Genomic DNA, 19774 nt, shown 5'->3' on the forward strand with positions numbered 1-19774 from the left:
ATCGCGGGAACCGCATTCTCGGTTGCGCGGCCGGGCCGACGCCGCTCAGGCGGACAGCTGCTCGCGCAGCCTCTGAAGCACCTTCGCCAGCAACCGGGAAACGTGCATCTGCGAGACGCCGATCCGGGCCGCGATCCGCGATTGAGTCATGCCTTCGAAGAACCGCATCATCACGATCTCCCGCTCCCGTTCCGGCAACCGGTGCAGCAGGGGCGCCACCGTATGGTGGTCTTCGATGAGTTCGAGGCGCGAGTCCACCTCACCCATCACGTCGGCCAGGTCCTTCGTGTCTTCGCCGTTGGTGGCCGGTCGATCCAGTGACGAAGCCTGATAACTGTTCGCCGCCAGCAAACCTTCATGGATCGTTTCGACGTCGATCCCGAGGTGACCGGCCAGCTCGCTCGGCGTCGGAGCGCGGCCGAGAACCCCGGCGAGCTCCATGATGCCCTGCTTGAGCCGGAAGCTCAGTTCCTGCATACGCCGCGGGACGTGCACCGCCCAGCCGGTGTCACGGAAGAACCGGCGAACCTCACCCATGACCGTCGGAACGGCGAACGACAGGAAGTCACCACCACGGCCCGGGTCGAATCGGTCGACGGCCTTCACCAGGCCGACCCGGGCCACCTGGACCAAATCTTCTTTCGCCTGGCCTCGGCCGAGGAAACGCAGGGCGACGTGGTCGGCGAGCGGTGACAACTCAAGGATCAAGCGTTCACGTAGCCCTTGGCGACGCGGATGATCGGCCGGAAGAGCGGCCAGCTGTTCGAACAGCGGCCGGCAGTGCGCGTACTCGGCGCCGTCGCGAGCGCGTCGGCGTTGCGTCGGCACCACACCTTCGCCCGTCACACCCCGGCGGGACACCAAGGCAGACTCCACAATGGACGCAGCATTGTTCATCGCGTTGATCGCCGCCTCCTGCACCCCAGGGTCATGCTCTCGTCGTCAAGTCGGAGATACCCGAACGAAAAGACGGCAAACGCGGACATAGACGAAGCAGCATGCCCACACGTCACTTGCGCCCGATCCGCAGGAGTAGTCTGGACCAGCCCAAGGAACAGCCGGAGGCAGTGCGGCAGGTGACAGGAGTACTCCACAGGATGCCAGCCGATGCCTCCGCCGAGGACTTGGTGCACGCGGTCGCGGCCGTACCGGCGCAGGCCGCTCGCCTGAGGAATGTGCTCGCCGACTGGGCCCGCTATCAAGGAATGCCTGCCGAGCTGGCAGAAGACCTCAAGCTGACCGTGTACGAAGCGATGACGAACGTCGTCAGGCATGCTTATCCCGCCGGGACCGCCAACATCATGAGGGTCACCGCCGTACGCCGGGCAGGCTGGATCACGGTCACCATCGCCGATTCCGGCCACTGGCGGGAAGGTCATCGGCCGGATGGCGGTCGCGGGGTCCCGATCATCACCACCTTCGCGCCGAAGTCCACTGTGACCAGCACTTCGGCCGGCACGACCGTCAGCGTCTCCTGGCCTCTCACACCGCACTGATCGACTGACCGAAACTTCTTGTTCTCCATCGGAAATCGAATTCGATTTCCGAAATGGGCATGCCAAATTCGCCCTTACCGGCGACAGCGCGCGGGCTCAGGCTGGACATCTCGACCGAAAACGATTCACGTCAGCGTCAGGAAAACAATTGACGGGAGCACTGTGGCTGACGGGAGCAATAGAACTTCTCGCTCGGCGGGATGCGGCTGGCTGCTCAACCGTTGCGGCATAGCCTAGTACACCTTCGCTATGCTCGGGAACCGCCCGGGCCGCTCCTTCCGCCCGCGCACTCCTCGGCTGGTTGTCGGTTCTTTCCTCGACGCTACAAATGAAGAGACGTGGTGACGGATGAGCGGGTCGGCGACTGCGACGATGAGTCGTGCCGGAGAAGAAGAACTGCGCCAGCTTCTGGCCGGGCTGACGGCGGTACGGGACGGGGACTTCGGCATCAGGCTGCCGGACGGCGCCGACGGACTGCTGGGCGACATCGCCACCGTGTTCAACGGGATGGCGGACCAGCTGTCCTTGTTCACCTCGGAGGTCACCCGGGTCGCCCGCGAAGTCGGCAGCGAAGGGCAACTGGGCGGACAGGCGAAGGTGCCCGGGGTCTCCGGCACCTGGAAAGACCTCACCGACTCCGTGAACGCGATGGCGGGCAACCTCACCACCCAGGTGCGTGACATCGCCCAAGTGGCGACCGCGGTGGCGCGAGGCGACCTGTCCCAGAAGATCGACGTCGACGCCCGCGGCGAGATCCTCGAACTCAAGGACACCGTGAACACCATGGTGGATCAGCTGTCCTCGTTCGCGGACGAGGTCACCCGCGTCGCACGAGAGGTCGGTAGCGAGGGACGACTGGGCGGCCAGGCGGAGGTGCCGGGCGTCGGCGGCGTCTGGCGCGATCTCACCGACTCGGTGAACTTCATGGCGGGCAACCTCACCGACCAGGTCCGCAATGTCGCCCAGGTGACGACGGCGGTCGCGAAGGGCGATCTGTCCCAGAAGATCACGGTGGACGCGCGCGGCGAAATCCTCGAGCTCAAGAACACCATCAACACGATGGTCGACCAGCTGTCCTCGTTCGCCGACGAGGTCACGCGCGTCGCCCGTGAAGTCGGCACCGAAGGACGGCTGGGTGGGCAGGCCGACGTCAAGGGCGTCTCCGGCACCTGGCGCGATCTCACCGACTCCGTGAACTTCATGGCGGGCAACCTCACCGACCAGGTCCGCAACATCGCCCAGGTCGCCACCGCTGTCGCCAAGGGCGATCTGTCGCAGAAGATCAACGTGACGGCGCGCGGCGAGGTCCTGGAGCTGAAGAACACGCTGAACACCATGGTGGGGCAGCTTTCCGCCTTCGCCGACGAAGTCACCCGCGTCGCCCGCGAGGTCGGCACCGAAGGACGGCTCGGCGGCCAAGCCGACGTCAAGGGCGTCTCCGGCACCTGGCGCGACCTCACCGACTCCGTGAACTTCATGGCGGACAACCTGACGGCGCAGGTCCGCTCGATCGCCGAGGTCACCACCGCGGTGGCCCGCGGTGACCTGTCGCAGAAGATCCGGGTCGACGCGCGCGGCGAGATCCTGGAACTGAAGGACACCATCAACACGATGGTCGACCAGTTGTCCGCCTTCGCCGACGAAGTCACCCGCGTCGCGCGTGAGGTCGGCACCGAGGGCAACCTCGGCGGACAGGCGACGGTCCGGGGTGTCTCGGGAACCTGGAAGGACCTCACCGACAACGTCAACGTGATGGCGTCCAACCTCACCGGTCAGGTGCGCTCGATCGCGCAGGTCGCCACGGCGGTCGCCCGGGGCGACCTGTCCCGCAAGATCACCGTCGAGGCCAAGGGCGAGGTCGCGGCGCTGGCCGACGTCATCAACACGATGGTCGACACGCTGTCGGCGTTCGCGGACGAGGTCACGCGGGTGGCGCGTGAGGTGGGCACCGAGGGCATCCTCGGTGGGCAGGCCCGCGTGCCGAACGTCGCCGGTACCTGGAAGGACCTCACCGACAACGTCAACTCGATGGCGAACAACCTCACCGGGCAGGTCCGCAACATCGCCCAGGTGACCACCGCGGTCGCGCAGGGCGACCTGACGCGCAAGATCGACGTCGACGCGCGGGGCGAGATCCTGGAGCTCAAGACCACCATCAACACGATGGTCGACCAGCTTTCCGCCTTCGCCGCGGAGGTCACCCGCGTGGCGCGCGAGGTCGGCAGTGAGGGACGGCTCGGCGGCCAGGCCGAGGTCGAAGGCGTCTCGGGCACCTGGAAACGGCTCACGGAGAACGTCAACGAACTCGCCGGGAACCTCACCCGGCAGGTCCGCGCCATCGCCAAGGTCACCAGCGCGGTCGCGGAAGGCGACCTCACCCGCTCGATCACCGTGGACGCGTCCGGCGAGGTCGCCGAACTCAAGGACAACATCAACTCGATGGTGGAATCCCTGCGCGAGACCACGCGGGCCAACCACGAGCAAGACTGGCTGAAGTCGAACCTGGCCACCATCACCGGCCTGATGCAGGGACGTCGCGACCTCGCCCTGGTCGCGGCGGCGGTGATGGACGAGCTGGTCCCGTTGGTCGCCGCGCAGTACGGCGCGTTCTACCTCGCCGACGAGACGGCGGAAAGGCCGGAACTGCGGCTTGTCGGCGCCTACGGGCATCCCGACGCCGACGATGGTCCGGTGGCGCGCTTCCGGATCGGCCAATCGCTGGTCGGGCAGGCGGCACGCAGTCGTCGCCCGATCATGGTCGACGAAGTCCCGGAGGACTATGTGACCATCTCGTCCGGCCTGGGGAAGACGAGACCGGCGAACCTGATCGTGCTCCCGATCGTGGTGGAAGATCAGGTTCTCGGCGTGATCGAGCTGGCCTCGATCCACGGTTTCACCGAAGTGCACCGGGCGTTCCTCGAACTGCTGATGGAACAGATCGGCGTCAACGTCAACAGCATCGTCGCCAACGCGCGCACGGACGAGCTGCTCGACGAATCGCAGCGACTGACCGCCGAGCTCCAGACGCGTTCGGAGGAACTGCAGTCACAGCAGGAAGAACTGCAGCGTTCCAACGCCGAGCTGGAGGAGAAGGCCGCGCTGCTGGCGACCCAGAACCGTGACATCGAGACGAAGAACCTCGAAATCGAGCAAGCGCGCCAAGAACTCGAAACCCGTGCCCACCAGCTGACACTGGCGTCGAAGTACAAGTCGGAATTCCTGGCCAACATGAGCCACGAACTTCGGACCCCGCTCAACAGCCTGTTGATCCTCGCGCAACTGCTGGCCCAGAACCCCACTCGCAACCTCACCTCCAAGCAAGTGGAGTACGCGGGCATCATCCACTCGGCGGGTTCGGATCTCCTGCAGTTGATCAACGACATCCTCGACCTGTCCAAGGTGGAGGCGGGGAAGATGGACGTCACCCCGGAGCAGGTCCCCTTGCGGCAGCTGCTGGACTACGTCGAAGCGACCTTCCGGCCGATGACCTCGCAGCGGCAGCTCGACTTCCGGATCCGCGTCGGCCAGGACGCCCCCTCGCAGGTGCTAACCGACGATTCGCGGCTGCGGCAGGTGCTGCGCAACCTCCTCTCCAACGCGGTGAAATTCACCAGCACGGGCGGAATCGAGCTGCACATCGAGCCGGTCGGGATCGAAGAGCTGCCTCCGTCCATGCGCACGAACGGACCCGCCGTCGCCTTCCGGGTCATCGACACGGGTATCGGGATCGCGGAACACCAGCTCGAATCGATCTTCGGCGCGTTCCAGCAAGCGGACGGCACGACCAGCCGCAAATACGGCGGAACCGGTCTCGGATTGTCGATCAGCCGGGAGATCGCGCAGTTGCTGGGAGGCCACCTCACCGCGGAGAGCACTCATGGTGAGGGCAGTACGTTCACCTTCTACCTGCCGGTCGCACGACCGGACTTCACGGTGCGACCCGCCATCGGCACGGAATCGGCCGTCACGCCGGGCGCCGAACCGGTGCGGGAATCCCCGCGCCGCGCGCATCGCCGCCTGCTCGTGGTCGAAGGGCGGCAACGCGGTCTGCTGACGCTCGTCGCCGAGAGCGCCGCCGGCGATCTGGCCGACAGCAGGGACTTCGGTGTCATCACCGCCGACGTCGAGGTGGTGACCGCGGCGGGCACGGAGGAAGCAGCGTCCGCCCTCGCCTCCGACGCGTACCACTGTGTCGTGCTCGACCTCGATCTGCGGGAAGGGACCTCGTTCGCCTTCCTCGATGCCATGCAGGGTGACAACGCCCTGCGGACGGTCCCGATCCTGGTCCACAACAGCAGACGCCTCGACCACGAACAGGAACAGCTCCTGCAGACGAGAGCCGAGACGCTCTCGCTCGAAGTGCTGTCCGGTCTGGACGAACTACGGGAACGGATCGCCCTGCACCTTTCGGCGGACGAGCCGGGGTCGGTGCTGCCTTTGGTCCACCCGGGAGAAAAGCCCACGACGGTTCACTCACAAGCCGTCGACAACACCCTGCACGGCCGCACCGTGCTGATCGTCGATGACGACCCGCGCAACGTCTACGCCCTCACCGGAATCCTGGAACTACACGGTTTGCAGGTTCTTCACGCCGAAGACGGCCGCAAGGGTGTCGAGCGGGTGACCACTCATCCGGGCATCGACCTGGTCCTGATGGACATCATGATGCCCGAAATGGACGGCTACACCGCGACCGCGACGATCCGGGCCATGCCCGAGCACGCCCGGCTGCCGATCGTGGCCGTCACGGCGAAGGCGATGCCCGGTGACCGCGAAAAGAGCATCGCCTCTGGCGCGAACGACTACGTCACCAAACCTGTCGACACGGACGAGCTGATCGCCTGCCTCAAACGGCACCTGACGGTCTGAGCGGGGAACTGGAATGTCGGTCGACGAACCCGGCTCGGTGCCTTCTCCCGGCCTTTCCCCGAATCTGGCGCGTCTGGCCGCCACGGTCGTCCGCCTCCGCGACGAGGTCGACCACGCCCATGCCGTCGCTGACGGACGCGCCTTGATCGAACTCGCCAAAGGTGTGTTGATGGAGCGCTTGGGCTGCGGTCCGGGCGATGCCGCGCGACAGCTCGCGACCCTCGCCGAACGCGCCGGGGTGACTCGGCTGGAGTTCGCCGCCGACGTCGTCGGTGACGCCGCCAAGGACCGGCTGAGCGAAGTAGCGGCGGAGTTCGTGGCTCGTACGGACGAGTCCGGCGAGGACGCCTCGGTCACCGTCCGTCTGCGGACGGCGGAAAGCGGCGTACTGGCGGCGGACGACACCCAGCGGGCCGCCGAAGCGATCCTCGAGCACGCCCTGCGCCCCCTCGGCGCGACCGCGGTCGCGGTCTGGCTCGCGGGTTCGGACGGATCGCTCACGCTGGCGGGGGCCGCCGGATTCTCCGCCGAGGAGGCCTCCCGCTGGCGGTACGTACCTCCCGGAGTGTCGACTCCCGCGCAGGCCGCACTGGCCGAACGCGACTCGGTGTGGTTTCCGGCGCTGTCCACTTCCGGCTTGCCCTCGATCGGACAGCACGCCATGGCCGTCGGCACCCGGATCGCCATCCCGACCGGAACCGGCGGAAGGATCATCGGCGTCGCGGAAATCTGCTGGCCGGACCAGGTGAACCTCGAAGCAGGCCGGATGCGACGGCAACTGGAGGCACTGGCCGAGCTGTGCGCGCACACCTTGGAGAACGCGGAGGGAAGCGTCGCGGCCTCGTCCGTCCACCCCGCCACGGGCTTGCTCAGTGAGTTGGCCGATTTCGTCGACGGCCTGCCCGACCCGGCTCTCCTGCTTTCTCCCTGCCTCGACGACGACCGATTTAGCGACTTTCGGATCCATCACGCCAACCCACGCTTCGTCGATCCGGGTGGACGGCCGCCGGCTCGGCTCATCGGAGCCCGGTTGCTCGAGATGTATCCGCTCGCGGCGGAGGAAGGCGGTCTGCTGGACAAGATCCACCGCGTCCACGCGACGGGAGAGCCGTTCCGCGACCGGAACACGACGATCACCACCTCCGTGGATCAGGTTCCGCTGCCGGTACTGGCCGACGTCACCATCAGCAGGCTCGCCGACACGGTCCTGCTCGGCTTGCGCCTGCAGGACGACGCCGCGAAGCTGACCACGCTGCTGCAGCACGCCCAGCGGCTCGGCCGGATCGGCGGTTTCGAAGAGAACCCGGTGACCGGAGCCGTGCTGTGGAACTCGGAGCTGTTCGCCCTCTACGGACTGCCTTCCACGGCTTCCCCGCTGCCGCTGGCCCGGCTGGCCGACTACGCGCACCCTGACGATTCACCCTCGATCGGCCGGTTCCTCCGCACCCTGCTGCACCACAGGCGATCCGCCTCGACGGCGTTCCGGCTTCAGCGCTCCGATGGCGTCTCCCGGTACATCCGGGTCGTCGCCGAGCCGGTCACCGACAGCCGGGGAAATCTTCTCAGCATCCGCGGTGCCTATCAGGATGTCTCCGCTCAACACTGGGCCGAAGTCGCCCTCTCGGCCACCCGCGACCGGCTGGCCGCCACCGAACAACAAGCGATCGAACGCAACCGCCTCACCCTTCAACTGCAGCACGCGATCATGCCGCCCGCGCGAGATCCACTGGACGTCGCCGGAATCCGGACAGCAGTCCGGTACCGGCCCGCGGAAAAGGAGAACCTCGTCGGCGGCGACTGGTACGACGCCGTCGCCTTGCCCAGCGGCGAGATCCTGCTCTGCGTCGGCGACATCGCGGGGCACGGCATCGACGCGGCCACCGGGATGGTCAACCTCCGCAACGCCCTGCGTGGGCTCGCCGCCACCGGCGCCGGGCCCGCCCAGTTGCTCACCTGGCTCAACCTGGTCGCCTACAACCTCACCAACCACGTCACCGCCACCGCCGTCGCGGCCCTCTACAACCCCGCGACCAGGATCTTGCGCTGGGCGCGGGCAGGCCATCTCCCGCCGATCCTCCGGCACCAGGGACAGACCACGACGCTCCCGCTCATCCAGGGCACCTTGCTCGGAGCCGTGCCAGAGGTGACCTACCAGGAAGAACAGCTGCATCTCGACAACGGCGACGTGCTGCTCCTCTACACCGACGGCCTGATCGAGCGCCGCGACCGACCGGTACAGGATTCGATCACCCACCTCGTCGGTCTCGTGGACGAGCACGACGGCGACCTGGACCAGCAGCTCGATGCCTTGCTCACCTACAGCACCGCCGATACCGACGACGACACGTGTGTCGTGGCCATCGAAGTCACCGCGAAGTCGTAGGCCGCGTCCGGTCCAGTACGAGCCGGCGGACTTCAGCCAGCACCACGCCACTGGTCACCTCGTCGACCGACTCGGGCCTGCCTCGGCTGCCCGCGGCGACGACCACGGTGGCCACGTCGTGCAGTTTGACGTTGGTGTGCTGGGAAATCACCCTCAGCGCGGCGAAGGCCTCATCAGGTGTCCACTGCCACAACAGCATCAACATCCCCTTCGCCTGTTCGATGGTCGGCTGCGTGGCCAACGCCCGTCTCAGCTGCTCCACTTCGGCAGCGGGAGCCGCCGCCGTCAGGTCTGGTCTTGGCTCCCGCCCCTGCCGGAGGCTCATCGCGTCGTCGTGACCCACGGATTGGGACGGCAGACAGCTCCATCCGGACGTACGTTCACCGCCGCGCCCGGCTCGGCACGGTTGAGGTCCGCGACGTAGCTGTTGGACAGTCCGAAGGTCTGCTGCATCATCACCGGCGCCACGGCCCCCGCCGCGGGACAGCCGACATGTCCATGACCGAGCGCGTGGCCGACCTCGTGATTGACCGCGTACCGGTGGTAGGCCAGAAGATCGCCCTCGAACGAATGGGCACCACGGACCCAGCGTGCGAGGTTGACGACGACCCGGCGATCACGGGTGAGATAGCACGACGAGTCGTACGGAATCTCGAATCCGCAAAGGTCCGGGCGGCGGCTCGTGGCGGAGCTGGTGAGACTGATCCGGAACGACGGCGCGGCGTCCAGGTCGTCGATCCGCCGGAGCGACACGTCGTCGGACCCGATCCATCCGCGCGGGTCCGCGAGAATGGCCTCCACTTCCGGGGCGAACGAGGGAAAATCCACCCCGTCCTCGATCTCGACGGTGTAGGTCAGTTGCCGCGTTCCGGTGCCCGCCACCGAACCACTCACGCCGGGCACGACGTGCCAGGCTCCCGCGCCGGTCGGTGTGAAGGGAGCACCGTCCGGTAACGCGGCGGGCTCCGGCGGGGGCACGATCGACTGGCCACTTGCCGGCTGCGGCGACGGTTTCGGCTCCGGCGGGCCTGGGGCGACTGGAGTCTCAAGGGCGAAAGGTGCCACGAAAAGCGCCAGCGAAAGCACCAGGGCGAGAAAGATGACGGTCAACGGCCACCACGTCCGGTCCGCCTCCGAAGCCTTCCGCCGCCGGCGAGGCGCCGGCTCCTGCGGCGGAATCGCGATCGTCCCATGCCCACGCGTGGGCAACCGGTGTTTGGGAGGCAGAGCCGGTTTGGTGCTCGCGTGCACCGGCGGCTTGGTCAAGGGAGCGCGAGGCTGTGGCAGCCAGTCGACGAGGCTTCCGTCGCGTCGTACATGAGGGCTCTCAGTAGGCAAGACTCACACTCTCGCAAGCCGCGGCGGGAACGACGTCCGATCGCGGGTACGACACCGTCTTCGGATCGCCGTCCGAGGTATACCGATGCCCGGTGGGCGAACCGAGCTGGTCGAGCCAGTGAGCCGAGCCGTATTCCGCCTCCGGCCCGGTCGACTGTGACCGGATCCGAGGGATCGCCGCGGGTTCGAACGCATGGGAACAGGGAGACGGCGCGGGCCCGGCCCCGACGAGCAACGCTCCGCGATAGGTGTAGCCCGGTCCTTGCAGCGCCAGTCCTTCTCGCCGAGGCTGCGCGCCGAACGGCAGTGCGAGTGTGCTGGGTTCGTAACCGGGCAACGCCCGTCTGATCAGGCCGTCTCCCTCGGCGATCGCCGCCGAGGCGGCGGCCTCGTCCGCGCGGCGCAGGTTCGTGTGCCGCGCGGTGTGGTTGCCGATCTCGAAGTGATGGTCGGACAACCAGCGCAAAGCACGTTCGTCACCGCCGAACGGGTGCTCGTTGACATACAGGCTGGCGACCGGCCGGAATCGGGGGTGCGCGGCCGCGACGTCCAGCAAGATCCGTACGGCGGTGCCCGGCGCCGGCTGTCCCGCCGGGGTGAGCGCGAAGACGCTCGGGTCGCCGTCGTCGAAGGTCAGTACGACCGGATGCGTGCCCGCGGGCAGATCGAGCCGTCGGTTCACCAGGTCGGCCGTCGTGACCGGGACGTAGTCCTCGGCGGCCAGTCGTTCCAGCTCCGCCGCGAAGTCAGCGGGAGTACGGTCGTAGACCGATCGCGGCTTCTCGACGAGCCGGTGGTACATCAGGATCGGTACCCGGCCGAGTTCGTCGGCGGCCACCTGCCGCGCGAACGCCGGTGTGACGCGTGTCGGTGCGACCGCGGAAACGGTTCCCAGCTCCGGCGACGGGGAAGCCGCCGGTCCCGGGGCCCCACATGCCGCCACGAGGGCGACGGCAGCACCCGCGCCGAACCGGAAGAGAAAAGACATCCTGAAAGTCTGCTGCCGGAACCGCGCGAGAGCACTCGGATGCACCGAGTCGGGTGAGCGCGAATTTTGGTTCACTCACGCGAAAAACGAAGTATTCGCAGCTCGGGGCATCCGGCCCGGAATCGGGCCCGGCACGATCTGGTGATCGTCGGCGGCTGGGTTTGCACGAAGATCAACACGGGTACTTTCCTGGACTGGCAACGAAAACATGAGCGCAGCTTTGAAGGAGACCGGATGACCGACCACAGCCGCCGTTTCGTCCTCACCGTCGGGCTGGCGGGACTCGCGGCGAGTGCCTGCGGCGCGCCCCGACGAGGCAGCGCGGCCGCGGCGCCGATGGCGTCCGCCCCGGCCGCGGCACCGGCGGTCGCCCAGCCGCCCGCCGACCCACTCGCGACGAACCTGCTGGTCGGCTTTTGTGGAGCGCCGGGCGCGAAGGCGCTCGGCCGGATGACCGGGGACCTCGCCGCCGCAAGCCGCGAGCTGCGGAAACAAATCGGCACCTTTCCACAGGAGCGGCCGATCACACCGGTGGTGGAGTTGATCGCGACCACCGTGCACCGCTCGCCTGGTGCCGACGGCATGTACCGCAGCCGATGCGGCGACGAAACCGTGCGGGCATACCTCGACGCCGCACGCGCGATGAACGGCCTGCTGCTACTCGATATTCAGCCCGGTCGCGCGGACTTCCTGCCTGAGGTGCGGGCCTACGAGCACTGGTTGAAGGAGCCCGACGTCGGGGTCGCGCTCGATCCCGAGTGGGCTGTCGAACCAGGTGTCGTCCCCGGGAAGAAATTCGGACGCACCACCGGCGCCGAACTCGACGGGGTCGCCCACTACCTCGGCGAACTGGCGCAGCTTCACCGCCTACCCGCCAAGGTCATGGTCTACCACCAGGTGGCTTCGTCGGTGGTACGCGACGAGGGACTACTGAAACCCCACCCTGGCGTCTCCGTGGTGAAGGTCGTGGACGGAATCGGTTCCGCCGCCGCCAAGAAGGCGACGTGGAAAACGCTCATGCCGAGCAAGCCCGGCCACGTGCGAGCGGGCTTCAAACTCTTCTTCGACGAGGACACCCGCCGAGGGGCGGCCCTGATGACCCCGGCGGAGGTCCTCGCGCTGGCGCCCACCCCGGCTTACGTCCTCTACGAATAGCCCAGGGTGAACCTACGCCAATCCGGTAACGCCGACGATTTCCGCCGTCCCGCCTTGCGTGGTTTACCTTTTTCGTGAAACACCGATTCGTATCATGCGATAGCGCTTCGTCATCCCGTCAGCATCTGCTTCTCTTCCGTGCACGCCTTTCTCTCCATGATCACCTTCCGTTACCTTAGCCCGACTTGATCACTCTTATGCGCATATCAGACGTTGTTCCTGGCAGGAAACCGTACGCCCCAGCTTGACAAGCCTCGCCGACTCCACTCGTTCGTGTCGTTTACACTCACGATTCAGTGGGTAATCATTGAAGGTTTTGCCTGCCCAGAAATACACCCTTAGGAAGTGCTCTGACCCGGATCCCTTCTCATCCCGGCAACGCGGCGCTATTATCGGCAACGGTCGAAAAAACGGCCCACTGGCATTGGCACGCAGCAAGAAGGTGCGAATCCCGTCGGGTACACGGACTCCGACGCGGAGCGCCGGAGTCCGTCGGAGGAGACAAGAACTGGGCGGTTCCGCTCCCGCGGAGAGCATGGTCAGATGCCTGGAGGATGGCGTCGCGGCTCAGCGGGCGGATAAGTGTTCACGGGCGGAGCATCGGCGCCCGAAGCCGGGTATCCGGCCATCGCGCCGGGTTTCGGACCTCGCCGGGCGAGTCCGGCGAGTCCGAGCAAGCCCACCAAACCGAGTAGACCCCAAAGTCCGTTGTCACCCCCGTCGGCATCGGACCGATCGTCGCGCGGACTCCCGTTTCCGTCGTCGGCCGCGTACCACGAAGCCGGCACCGTCGGAACGGGTTCGCCGGTCGCGACCGCGGGGCCCGCTCCGGTCAGCAGGATGGTGGCGGCCAGCACACCCGCACAGGTCGTTTTCCGTAGTACCTGTTTCATTTCGATCCTTCTTTCGAAATTCGGCGACGAACGGTCGATCAACGATGGCATACCCAGGCTGAACGAGTTCACACTCGCCTTCACGGGAACGTGTCGGCCCTTCACTCGCAGGACCCGGCTTCCGGTCGGATTTAGCCTTTACTAGGATGGCGATCGGTTCAAACAGGAGCCGTGGAAGTACGGACCCGTGTCACCGAGTCCTCCACTGGCCGTCCTTCCTTGTTCGCGCGGTTAGCGCATCTGTCATCGATGAACATGGTCCACATCCGTGGATCGGGGGAGAATTGAACGACCGTCATGTGATCGCGCCTTTGGGCGCCGCTTTTACGCCACGTCTGATCTGCACGGCGGGCGACCGTCTCATACATCCGGCGGACAGCCACAACGACCTCGCTCGCATTGTGGTGCGCTGGGCACGCACTTGGGTTCCCGAGACCTGGCCCGCCCGTCAGTACTTCACCTCGCTGGGTATCGGCGACGACGAAAACCCTTGCTACACGGACAATGACGTCGCGGGCTGGTTGCTCATGCAACCCCGGCCGGGTTCGCTGGCCTGGCGCGTGCGCTCGAGGGAGATCGACGTCGCGACGGCGCTCACCGCGGAAGCCGAGGCCTGGCCCGGATAAACAAATATGAATTCGAGCAGCCTTGCTTCGCGCACTCCACGGCGAAGCAAGGCTACTTGTCGTGCCCAGGATCCCCTTCTTGTCGGCAAACAGCGTCCTCGGACTCATTTCGCTGACCGGTTGCCAACAGGAGAATTCTCGTAACCCGATTGGACCACCTTTCACGCGGTCAGCGGACCGCCGTGCCCACACGATGGTGGACCGGGTTGGAAAAGACAGCCGATGGTCAGTACGTTTCCCCACACTGGACGGGAACACACCTTTACTGCCGTCCCGCACGACGCAATCGTCGATTCAAGGAGAATCCATGCTGAAGAAAATCGGTTTTGTCGCGGCCACCATGGCCGCCGGAGCGATCCTGAGCGGCGGCATCGCGTCCGCCGACACCCCGGACTGGGACCACGACGGTGGATACGACCACAGCGGCCAGGTGGGCTTGGTCAACGTCAACAACCTCGACGCACTGCACAACGTCAACGCCGTGGTCGGCGCCTGCGGCAACGATGTGAACGTGCTCGGGGTCCAGGTCCCGATCCGGAACTCGCTCAACGGAATCGGTGTGCCGATCCTGTCGCCGGGTGCGCACGAGGCCAGCGGCGAGTCCCCGTACAACTGCGCCGCGGGTGCCGTGACCGACGGCGGCACCGTCCAGGACAACTGATTCTCCCTGCCGAAGCCCTCCGCGGTGGTGTGCGGAAACCGGCTTAGGCATGGGGTCCGGCGATTCGCGTCACAGTCGTAAGGCCCGGAACACGAAGAAGAGATGCACACTCCGCTGCGTGTTCCGGCGCCGCCGCGATGCGGACGCGACGTCGGCACGGGTGGGGCCGGTTCATCCTGCCCAGGAGTTGACCGGCCCCACCCGGCGTGAAAAGCACCATGACCACCGTTCCCGGGACGGCGCGCCGACGGCACGCCGTCCTGTGTCTTTCCTCGCTAGGAGTTTTTCTGTGATCAAGCAGCTTGGGTTCGTCGCTACCGCTCTGGCCGCCGGAATGGCGATCGCCGGCGGGTCCGCCTCGGCGGCCGGTGCCACCATCGCGGACCACCCGGTGGACCACAACGGTCAGCTCGGTGTGGCGAACGTGCAGAACCTCGACGCGGTGCACAACCTCAACGCCGTCGTGGGTGTCTGCGACAACAACGTCAACGTGCTCGGGGTCCAGGTCCCGGTCCGTGACGTCGCCGAAGGGATCGCCGTGCCGGTCCTGTCCCCGGGCGAGACCGAAGCCGAGGGTGCCACCCCGGACAACTGTGCCGGTGGCGGCATCGTCGACGGCGGGACCGTCCAGGAGAACTGACCGATCCCGCGAAACAGCCGCCGCACGGACGCCCCCTCCGTGCGGCGGCTTTCGCGCGTCATCCGAGATGAGTCGTTCATGAGAAACAAGATTCGCCTGCTGGCTGTCGTCGCCGTCGGCCTTCTGACACTCGCGACCTGCCCTGCGGCATCCGCCGCCAGCGCACCTCGGCTCCTTCTCCAACAGGACTTCCCCGATCCCGATGTCGTCAAGACCGGCACCGGCTACTTCGCGTTTTCCACGAGTACCGGCGCGGTGAAGGTGCCCCTTGCCGGTGCTCCGGCACCCGAGGGTCCTTGGCGTGTGATCGGTGATGCTCTCGCGTCCGTACCGACGTGGGCCAAACCCGACGGCGGATTCTGGGCTCCCGACGTGACCCAGCTGCCGGACGGCACGTTTCTGCTCTACTTCTCCGCGGCGGTCGCTCCCGGCGGGGAAATGTGCATCGGGACCGCCTCCTCGGCCAAAGTCGAAGGCCCGTATACCCCCGTCGGCGACACGCCCCTCGTCTGCGTTCCGGGCGACGGCGGCGACATCGATCCACAGACCTTTGTGGACACCGACGGGACGCGATACCTGCTCTACAAGAGCGACGGCGCGGCCACAGGCCCGCCCGCGGCGATCTGGTCACAGAAGATGCTTCCCGACGGCCGGACACCGACCGGTCCGCGAATCGAGCTCCTGCGCGCCGACCTTACTTCCGAGAAGGCGGTCGTCGAGGCTCCGTCGGTGGTGAAGACCCCCAGTCGCTATCTGCTCTTCTATTCGGCCGACACCTTTCAGAGTTCCGGCTATCACACGGGCTATGCCTCCGCGCCCACACTGAACGGGCCGTTCGTGAAGGCAGACGCCCAGTTTCTTTCGACCGACCTTCTCGGCGGCAAGGTCGACGGGCCAGGCGGCGCCGACGTGGTGGACGGGCACATCTTCTTCCACGGCTGGCTTGGTGGCGGGCGCGCGGCGCGCGGTCTGTACGAACTTCCCCTCGGTTTCCCGAACGACGTTCCTCAGCTGGGGTGATCGATCCCCTGGCACAACGAAGGCCCGGTGCGAAGGAAATCCCGCACCGGGCCTTTCGCCGGGGCACCCCCGTCCGGGGTCCGGTCGCGTTAAGCGACCGGGACGGTCAGCCCACCAAGGAGGTCGTTCACCAGCGACGACAAGCTGATCAGGAGTCGTTGCAGCAGCGCGTTGAGCAACGCCGACACCGGCGGCAGTCCCACCCGGGATTCCACGTCCGTCGCCAGTTCGTCGACGCCCTGTTTCGCCGTGGCGTTCTCCTGCCGGGCCGTGGCCGCGCTGTCCTTCGCCTCTGCCTGGATCATGTACCGCTGGCCCTGCGCCAGCTCGGTGAGCACAGGAGCGAGCCGGCCGAGGGTGGCCTGCGTCCCCGGCACGTCGCCGCTGTCCGCACGCGAGACCAGCGCGTCGCGCATCGTCTGCACTTCCGCGGCCACACTGGTGGTACTGGACGATCCGTTACCACCGGGCCCGGCCGCCGTGGCGACGCCCGCACCTGCCAGCGTCACGGACGCGGCGGTGACGAGAATGGTGAAAGCCCTCGTCAGTTGACTCCTCATGTCGCACTCCTTTGGGTTCCGCTGTCGACTGGAATCATCGTGAGCCCTCCACCCGAATAGCGCGAACGGACATCGCTCTCCTCGGGCTGGAGGCAATTTCACAGAGTGCACACCCGGAACGGGTACGGCGAAATAAACGTGAGGTTCGCGTGAAACTCTCTGCCGCCTTCGAACGCGGATGAACACTCTGTGTACCCAAAGCACCCGGCTGGGGCCGTAAGATCCTCAACCTGGCTGACTTTTCACTGACATCCCAACACAGGGCGAAGTACCGGCCCCACTTCAGCTTCACCCCATCAGAGTAGTTTGACCCATTTCGAGCAGGGTAACCATTCTATTTTCCTTTCGCCGGAAAGACACTCTTAAGAATGTCGCGACCGCGCACCACTTCAAATGCGGCGAACAGTCCATTAAGGTCGAAGTCAGCTGAAAGCCCGACCTCCGGTGCTGGGACCTGACACGAAAGCGTCGGCCGGACGGAATTCAGCGGGGTGAGCGTCCCGGCGCGGGCAGCGCCGGGACGCTCTTTCGTCGGCAGTGCCGCCCCACTCGAGCCCGGTTCGACAGAGCCTTGAGCCATCGAACCCCAGTGCTCACACTCTCGCCTGTCAGTGAGAAGACGGGCGCACGTTCGCTTTGCGGCTGCGGCCGTGAGTGGCGGTTCGGGTTGGAACACGAATCGCCACTCACGACCAACCCGAGAGCACGCGACCTTCACCTTTCCCCTCACCAGCGCCCGAGCGACGGCGCAGTGCAGATCGGTGGACTTTGTTGCCACACAAGGACAACAGCCGGACACACAGCGGTACCGCCGTCGGGTCAGATCGCCCTGGAAGATCCACATGCCGAAGGTACCGAACGGGTGTGATGGCTCGTCCGTACTTTTGCCCATGTTAGATCCGGGTAATGTCCTTGAGCGGGCGGACTTCTCGCCCGGAGTCGATTCTCGTGACTCAATTTCGTGTTAGGTATCACCAACCCGGAAAGGATCACAACAATCATGACTGAATTGCGTCGCTTGGCGCTCGCGGCGGCGGCCGCCATCCCGCTGTCCCTCGCCTCCGCCGGCATCGCGTCAGCCGACCTGGGCGGTAGCCCCTGGACGGCCGGTACCTCCGAGACGTCGGCGACCTACGCCGGTATCGGTGGTGCCGGGACGATCCACAGTGATTCCGGTTACGACCACCACGGAAATCGGTGGACGGAGGAAAGCGCGGTTCTGGCGGGCCCCATGGGTGCCGTCGTGTGGCACAACGAGGAGTCCGACTTCGACACGGACGACGACTGGAACGACAACGACTGGAACGACAACGACAAACCCGGTCGCCCGAGCCACTTCCACGGGAAGCGCCCGGTCACCCATACCGACGTCGACGAAGTCTCGTCCACCCGTCCCGCGAAGACCCTCCCGGTCCGGGAAGCCCGCCCCGTCCGCGAGGTCCACCCCGTCCGGGACACGCACCCTGTCCGGAAGGCTCACCACGGTCACGTGGCCTACGCCGAGTCCACCAAGACGGCGGACGAGGACGGTGCGACCTCGTCGCATGTCGCCAGCCACGCCGGCGACAATCACGCGGTGTACGAAGCCAGTGATCTCTCGGCGGGTCCTGACGGAGCCGAATCCGAAGGTGTCAAGGCTGTCGCCAAGCCCCAGTACACCAGCTACCACAAGTGGAACATCTCGGCCGACGAGGACGGTGCCGTCACCCATGAGGTGAGCTCGGTCGCCGACGTGGACGACTGGAACGACGACCGCCACACGTTCGACCGTCGATGAGCGGCGTAATTCACTAGAAACACGCGAAGGCCTCCTTCCTTGCTAGGCCCAAGGAAGGGGGCCTTCACTATGAGAAAGATGAACAAACGTGGAAGTGGCCGGCTTCCCCGTGCGCGCACAGCGGGGAAACCGGCCACGTCTGGTGGGCCGCGCGAACGTCGGGCAACGACTCACCGCCGACCCGGGAACACCAGCCGGGGTCACTCGAAATTTACCCGCTCACCGCTACAGGAAACCACTCGGTCAGGCGGTTGACCGATTTTGGCCAAGGGTCAAGAAACGAAATCCGGCAACATGATGCCTTCCACGATCCCGCCTTCGATGATTTCGCCGGCGAGGGACCATTCGAGTCGCACGGCATAGTGTTCGGCCAGGAGCCGAGCGTCCTTGAGGACATTCTCGACGAGGTCCGCGATGTCCTCGTCGCTGCGCTCGATACCCAGGTTCGCCCCCCGAAGACTCCATTCGGCACTCCACAAGGGACGGTCGTGAGTGTTGTTCGTGTCGCGACACAACTTGATCTCGATGACACGCTCGAGTTTCGGCGTCGCGCGCGGAACCGGCCGGTGCGCGGCTCGCAGAGCAGCGAGTTCACGGGCACGCTGCTGTTCTCGGGATTCTCCCACCTTATGCCCTCAAGAAAGGCGAAGTGCCCGGTACGGAGGGATCGCTCACCCCGTACCGGGCACTTCACACAAGAATCGTCGGTTCCCGTGCACCCAACGGGTACCTGGACTCAGTTGTGCTGGGCCGACCCGCCGTCCAGCACGCTGCCCGCGGCGCAGTTGTACGGGGACTCGCCGCTGGCTTCGTGCGAGCCCGGCGACAGGACCGGCACGCCGATGCCGTTGAGCGCGTCACGGACCGGCACCTGGACGCCGAGGACGTTCACGTTGTTGTCGCACGCACCGACCACGGCGTTGACGTTGTGCAGCACGTCGATGTTGTTCAGGTTGGCCAGGCCGACCTGCTCGCTCACATCGTGCGTGGGGTGGCCGTGGCCCTCCTCGTCCGGGGTTCCGGCGGACGCGATCCCGCCGGTCAGGAACGCTCCGGCCGCCATCGCGGCGGTGACGAAGCCGATCTTCTTCAGCATGAGTACCTCTCGAATCGGAATGGTGTCGGCGAGGCGCCGGGGAAAGTACGCCTCCGTGCCGCGGGGGCAAACGTACAGAGGCGAAAGCGACTGTTCGCCGTCGTTCGCATCATCGGGTGGTGCTGCACGGCTGCTGACCGAGGTTCTTGTAGTCCGAAAGGGTATTGCCCGCGTTTGCCGTCGTGCGTTCTGCTGCCCTAGAATCGACTGTAGCCGCGATCTTCGACGCGCGTCGGTCACGCGCAGTACTTGACCGAAGATCAAGTACTGCC

17 protein-coding genes are annotated in these 19774 nt (G+C 66.2%); 9 read left to right on the forward strand and 8 right to left on the reverse strand.

Annotation, left to right across the window (positions count from 1 at the left end; all coding sequences use genetic code 11):
- Positions 1-45 precede the first annotated feature (45 nt).
- Positions 46-828, reverse strand: coding sequence for a SigB/SigF/SigG family RNA polymerase sigma factor (locus ACZ5IK_RS36175; RefSeq protein ID WP_465491776.1), 783 nt, complete (start codon positions 826-828; stop codon positions 46-48).
- A 269-nt stretch (positions 829-1097) separates the two neighbouring features.
- On the opposite strand from ACZ5IK_RS36175, the gene ACZ5IK_RS36180 reads away from it, so the two are divergent.
- The 3 genes from ACZ5IK_RS36180 (at position 1098) to ACZ5IK_RS36190 (ending at position 8748) form a co-directional block, all read left to right on the forward strand.
- Complete coding sequence (locus ACZ5IK_RS36180; RefSeq protein WP_465491777.1) at positions 1098-1496, forward strand: ATP-binding protein; 399 nt, start codon at positions 1098-1100, stop codon at positions 1494-1496.
- 372 nt (positions 1497-1868) lie between these two features.
- Positions 1869-6365: a HAMP domain-containing protein gene (locus ACZ5IK_RS36185; RefSeq protein WP_465491778.1), complete on the forward strand. Its 4497-nt coding sequence runs from the start codon at positions 1869-1871 to the stop codon at positions 6363-6365.
- A 13-nt stretch (positions 6366-6378) separates the two neighbouring features.
- Entirely contained in the window at positions 6379-8748 is a 2370-nt protein-coding gene (locus ACZ5IK_RS36190) for a SpoIIE family protein phosphatase (RefSeq protein ID WP_465491779.1), read from the forward strand.
- Here the strand turns inward: ACZ5IK_RS36190 and ACZ5IK_RS36195 are convergent.
- From ACZ5IK_RS36195 to ACZ5IK_RS36205, 3 genes are all read right to left on the reverse strand, one after another.
- Positions 8732-9010, reverse strand: a complete 279-nt coding sequence (locus ACZ5IK_RS36195; protein WP_465491780.1) for an ANTAR domain-containing protein — start codon at positions 9008-9010, stop codon at positions 8732-8734. The genes ACZ5IK_RS36190 and ACZ5IK_RS36195 overlap by 17 nt on opposite strands.
- A 59-nt stretch (positions 9011-9069) precedes the next feature.
- Complete coding sequence (locus ACZ5IK_RS36200) at positions 9070-9858, reverse strand: DUF3152 domain-containing protein (RefSeq protein ID WP_465491781.1); 789 nt, start codon at positions 9856-9858, stop codon at positions 9070-9072.
- 217 nt (positions 9859-10075) lie between these two features.
- Complete coding sequence (locus tag ACZ5IK_RS36205; RefSeq protein WP_465491782.1) at positions 10076-11074, reverse strand: polysaccharide deacetylase family protein; 999 nt, start codon at positions 11072-11074, stop codon at positions 10076-10078.
- Between the two features lie 234 nt (positions 11075-11308).
- Here ACZ5IK_RS36205 and ACZ5IK_RS36210 point away from each other — a divergent pair, with 234 nt between their 5' ends.
- Positions 11309-12229, forward strand: coding sequence for a hypothetical protein (locus ACZ5IK_RS36210; RefSeq protein WP_465491783.1), 921 nt, complete (start codon positions 11309-11311; stop codon positions 12227-12229).
- Positions 12230-12768: 539 nt separating this feature from the next.
- Here ACZ5IK_RS36210 and ACZ5IK_RS36215 read toward each other — a convergent pair.
- Positions 12769-13122 carry a WGxxGxxG family protein gene (locus tag ACZ5IK_RS36215; RefSeq protein WP_465491784.1) on the reverse strand — a complete coding sequence of 118 codons (354 nt, stop codon included), beginning with the start codon at positions 13120-13122 and terminating at the stop codon, positions 12769-12771.
- Positions 13123-13406: 284 nt separating this feature from the next.
- Between ACZ5IK_RS36215 and ACZ5IK_RS36220 the strand changes: the two genes are divergently transcribed.
- From ACZ5IK_RS36220 to ACZ5IK_RS36235, 4 genes are all read left to right on the forward strand, one after another.
- Complete coding sequence (locus tag ACZ5IK_RS36220) at positions 13407-13748, forward strand: hypothetical protein (RefSeq protein ID WP_465491785.1); 342 nt, start codon at positions 13407-13409, stop codon at positions 13746-13748.
- Positions 13749-14055: 307 nt separating this feature from the next.
- Complete coding sequence (locus tag ACZ5IK_RS36225) at positions 14056-14409, forward strand: hypothetical protein (RefSeq protein WP_465491786.1); 354 nt, start codon at positions 14056-14058, stop codon at positions 14407-14409.
- A 289-nt stretch (positions 14410-14698) separates the two neighbouring features.
- On the forward strand, positions 14699-15049 hold the full coding sequence (locus ACZ5IK_RS36230; protein ID WP_410663522.1) for a hypothetical protein: 351 nt from the start codon (positions 14699-14701) through the stop codon (positions 15047-15049).
- Positions 15050-15088: 39 nt separating this feature from the next.
- Positions 15089-16069, forward strand: a complete 981-nt coding sequence (locus ACZ5IK_RS36235) for a glycoside hydrolase family 43 protein (protein ID WP_465491787.1) — start codon at positions 15089-15091, stop codon at positions 16067-16069.
- 89 nt (positions 16070-16158) lie between these two features.
- Here the strand turns inward: ACZ5IK_RS36235 and ACZ5IK_RS36240 are convergent, their stop codons facing one another.
- Positions 16159-16629, reverse strand: coding sequence for a hypothetical protein (locus tag ACZ5IK_RS36240; RefSeq protein ID WP_465491788.1), 471 nt, complete (start codon positions 16627-16629; stop codon positions 16159-16161).
- A 1000-nt stretch (positions 16630-17629) separates the two neighbouring features.
- On the opposite strand from ACZ5IK_RS36240, the gene ACZ5IK_RS36245 reads away from it, so the two are divergent.
- Positions 17630-18406 carry a hypothetical protein gene (locus tag ACZ5IK_RS36245; protein WP_465491789.1) on the forward strand — a complete coding sequence of 259 codons (777 nt, stop codon included), beginning with the start codon at positions 17630-17632 and terminating at the stop codon, positions 18404-18406.
- 272 nt (positions 18407-18678) lie between these two features.
- Here ACZ5IK_RS36245 and ACZ5IK_RS36250 read toward each other — a convergent pair whose 3' ends face one another.
- On the reverse strand, positions 18679-19032 hold the full coding sequence (locus tag ACZ5IK_RS36250; RefSeq protein ID WP_465491790.1) for a hypothetical protein: 354 nt from the start codon (positions 19030-19032) through the stop codon (positions 18679-18681).
- Positions 19033-19142: 110 nt separating this feature from the next.
- A complete protein-coding gene (locus ACZ5IK_RS36255; protein WP_410599650.1) occupies positions 19143-19502 on the reverse strand; it encodes a hypothetical protein in 360 nt (119 codons plus the stop codon).
- Between the last annotated feature and the right edge of the window lie 272 nt (positions 19503-19774).

Source organism: Amycolatopsis sp. NPDC031561 (genome assembly GCF_055580625.1).

Coding starts and splice junctions, on each gene's coding strand:
- ACZ5IK_RS36180 (WP_465491777.1), top strand. CDS start 1,098: ATGCCAGCCGATGCCTCCGCCGAGGACTTGGTGCACGCGGTCGCGGCC.
- ACZ5IK_RS36185 (WP_465491778.1), top strand. CDS start 1,869: ATGAGTCGTGCCGGAGAAGAAGAACTGCGCCAGCTTCTGGCCGGGCTG.
- ACZ5IK_RS36240 (WP_465491788.1), bottom strand. CDS start 16,629: ATGAGGAGTCAACTGACGAGGGCTTTCACCATTCTCGTCACCGCCGCG.
- ACZ5IK_RS36225 (WP_465491786.1), top strand. CDS start 14,056: ATGCTGAAGAAAATCGGTTTTGTCGCGGCCACCATGGCCGCCGGAGCG.
- ACZ5IK_RS36190 (WP_465491779.1), top strand. CDS start 6,379: ATGTCGGTCGACGAACCCGGCTCGGTGCCTTCTCCCGGCCTTTCCCCG.
- ACZ5IK_RS36255 (WP_410599650.1), bottom strand. CDS start 19,502: ATGCTGAAGAAGATCGGCTTCGTCACCGCCGCGATGGCGGCCGGAGCG.
- ACZ5IK_RS36205 (WP_465491782.1), bottom strand. CDS start 11,074: ATGTCTTTTCTCTTCCGGTTCGGCGCGGGTGCTGCCGTCGCCCTCGTG.
- ACZ5IK_RS36245 (WP_465491789.1), top strand. CDS start 17,630: ATGACTGAATTGCGTCGCTTGGCGCTCGCGGCGGCGGCCGCCATCCCG.
- ACZ5IK_RS36215 (WP_465491784.1), bottom strand. CDS start 13,122: ATGAAACAGGTACTACGGAAAACGACCTGTGCGGGTGTGCTGGCCGCC.
- ACZ5IK_RS36210 (WP_465491783.1), top strand. CDS start 11,309: ATGACCGACCACAGCCGCCGTTTCGTCCTCACCGTCGGGCTGGCGGGA.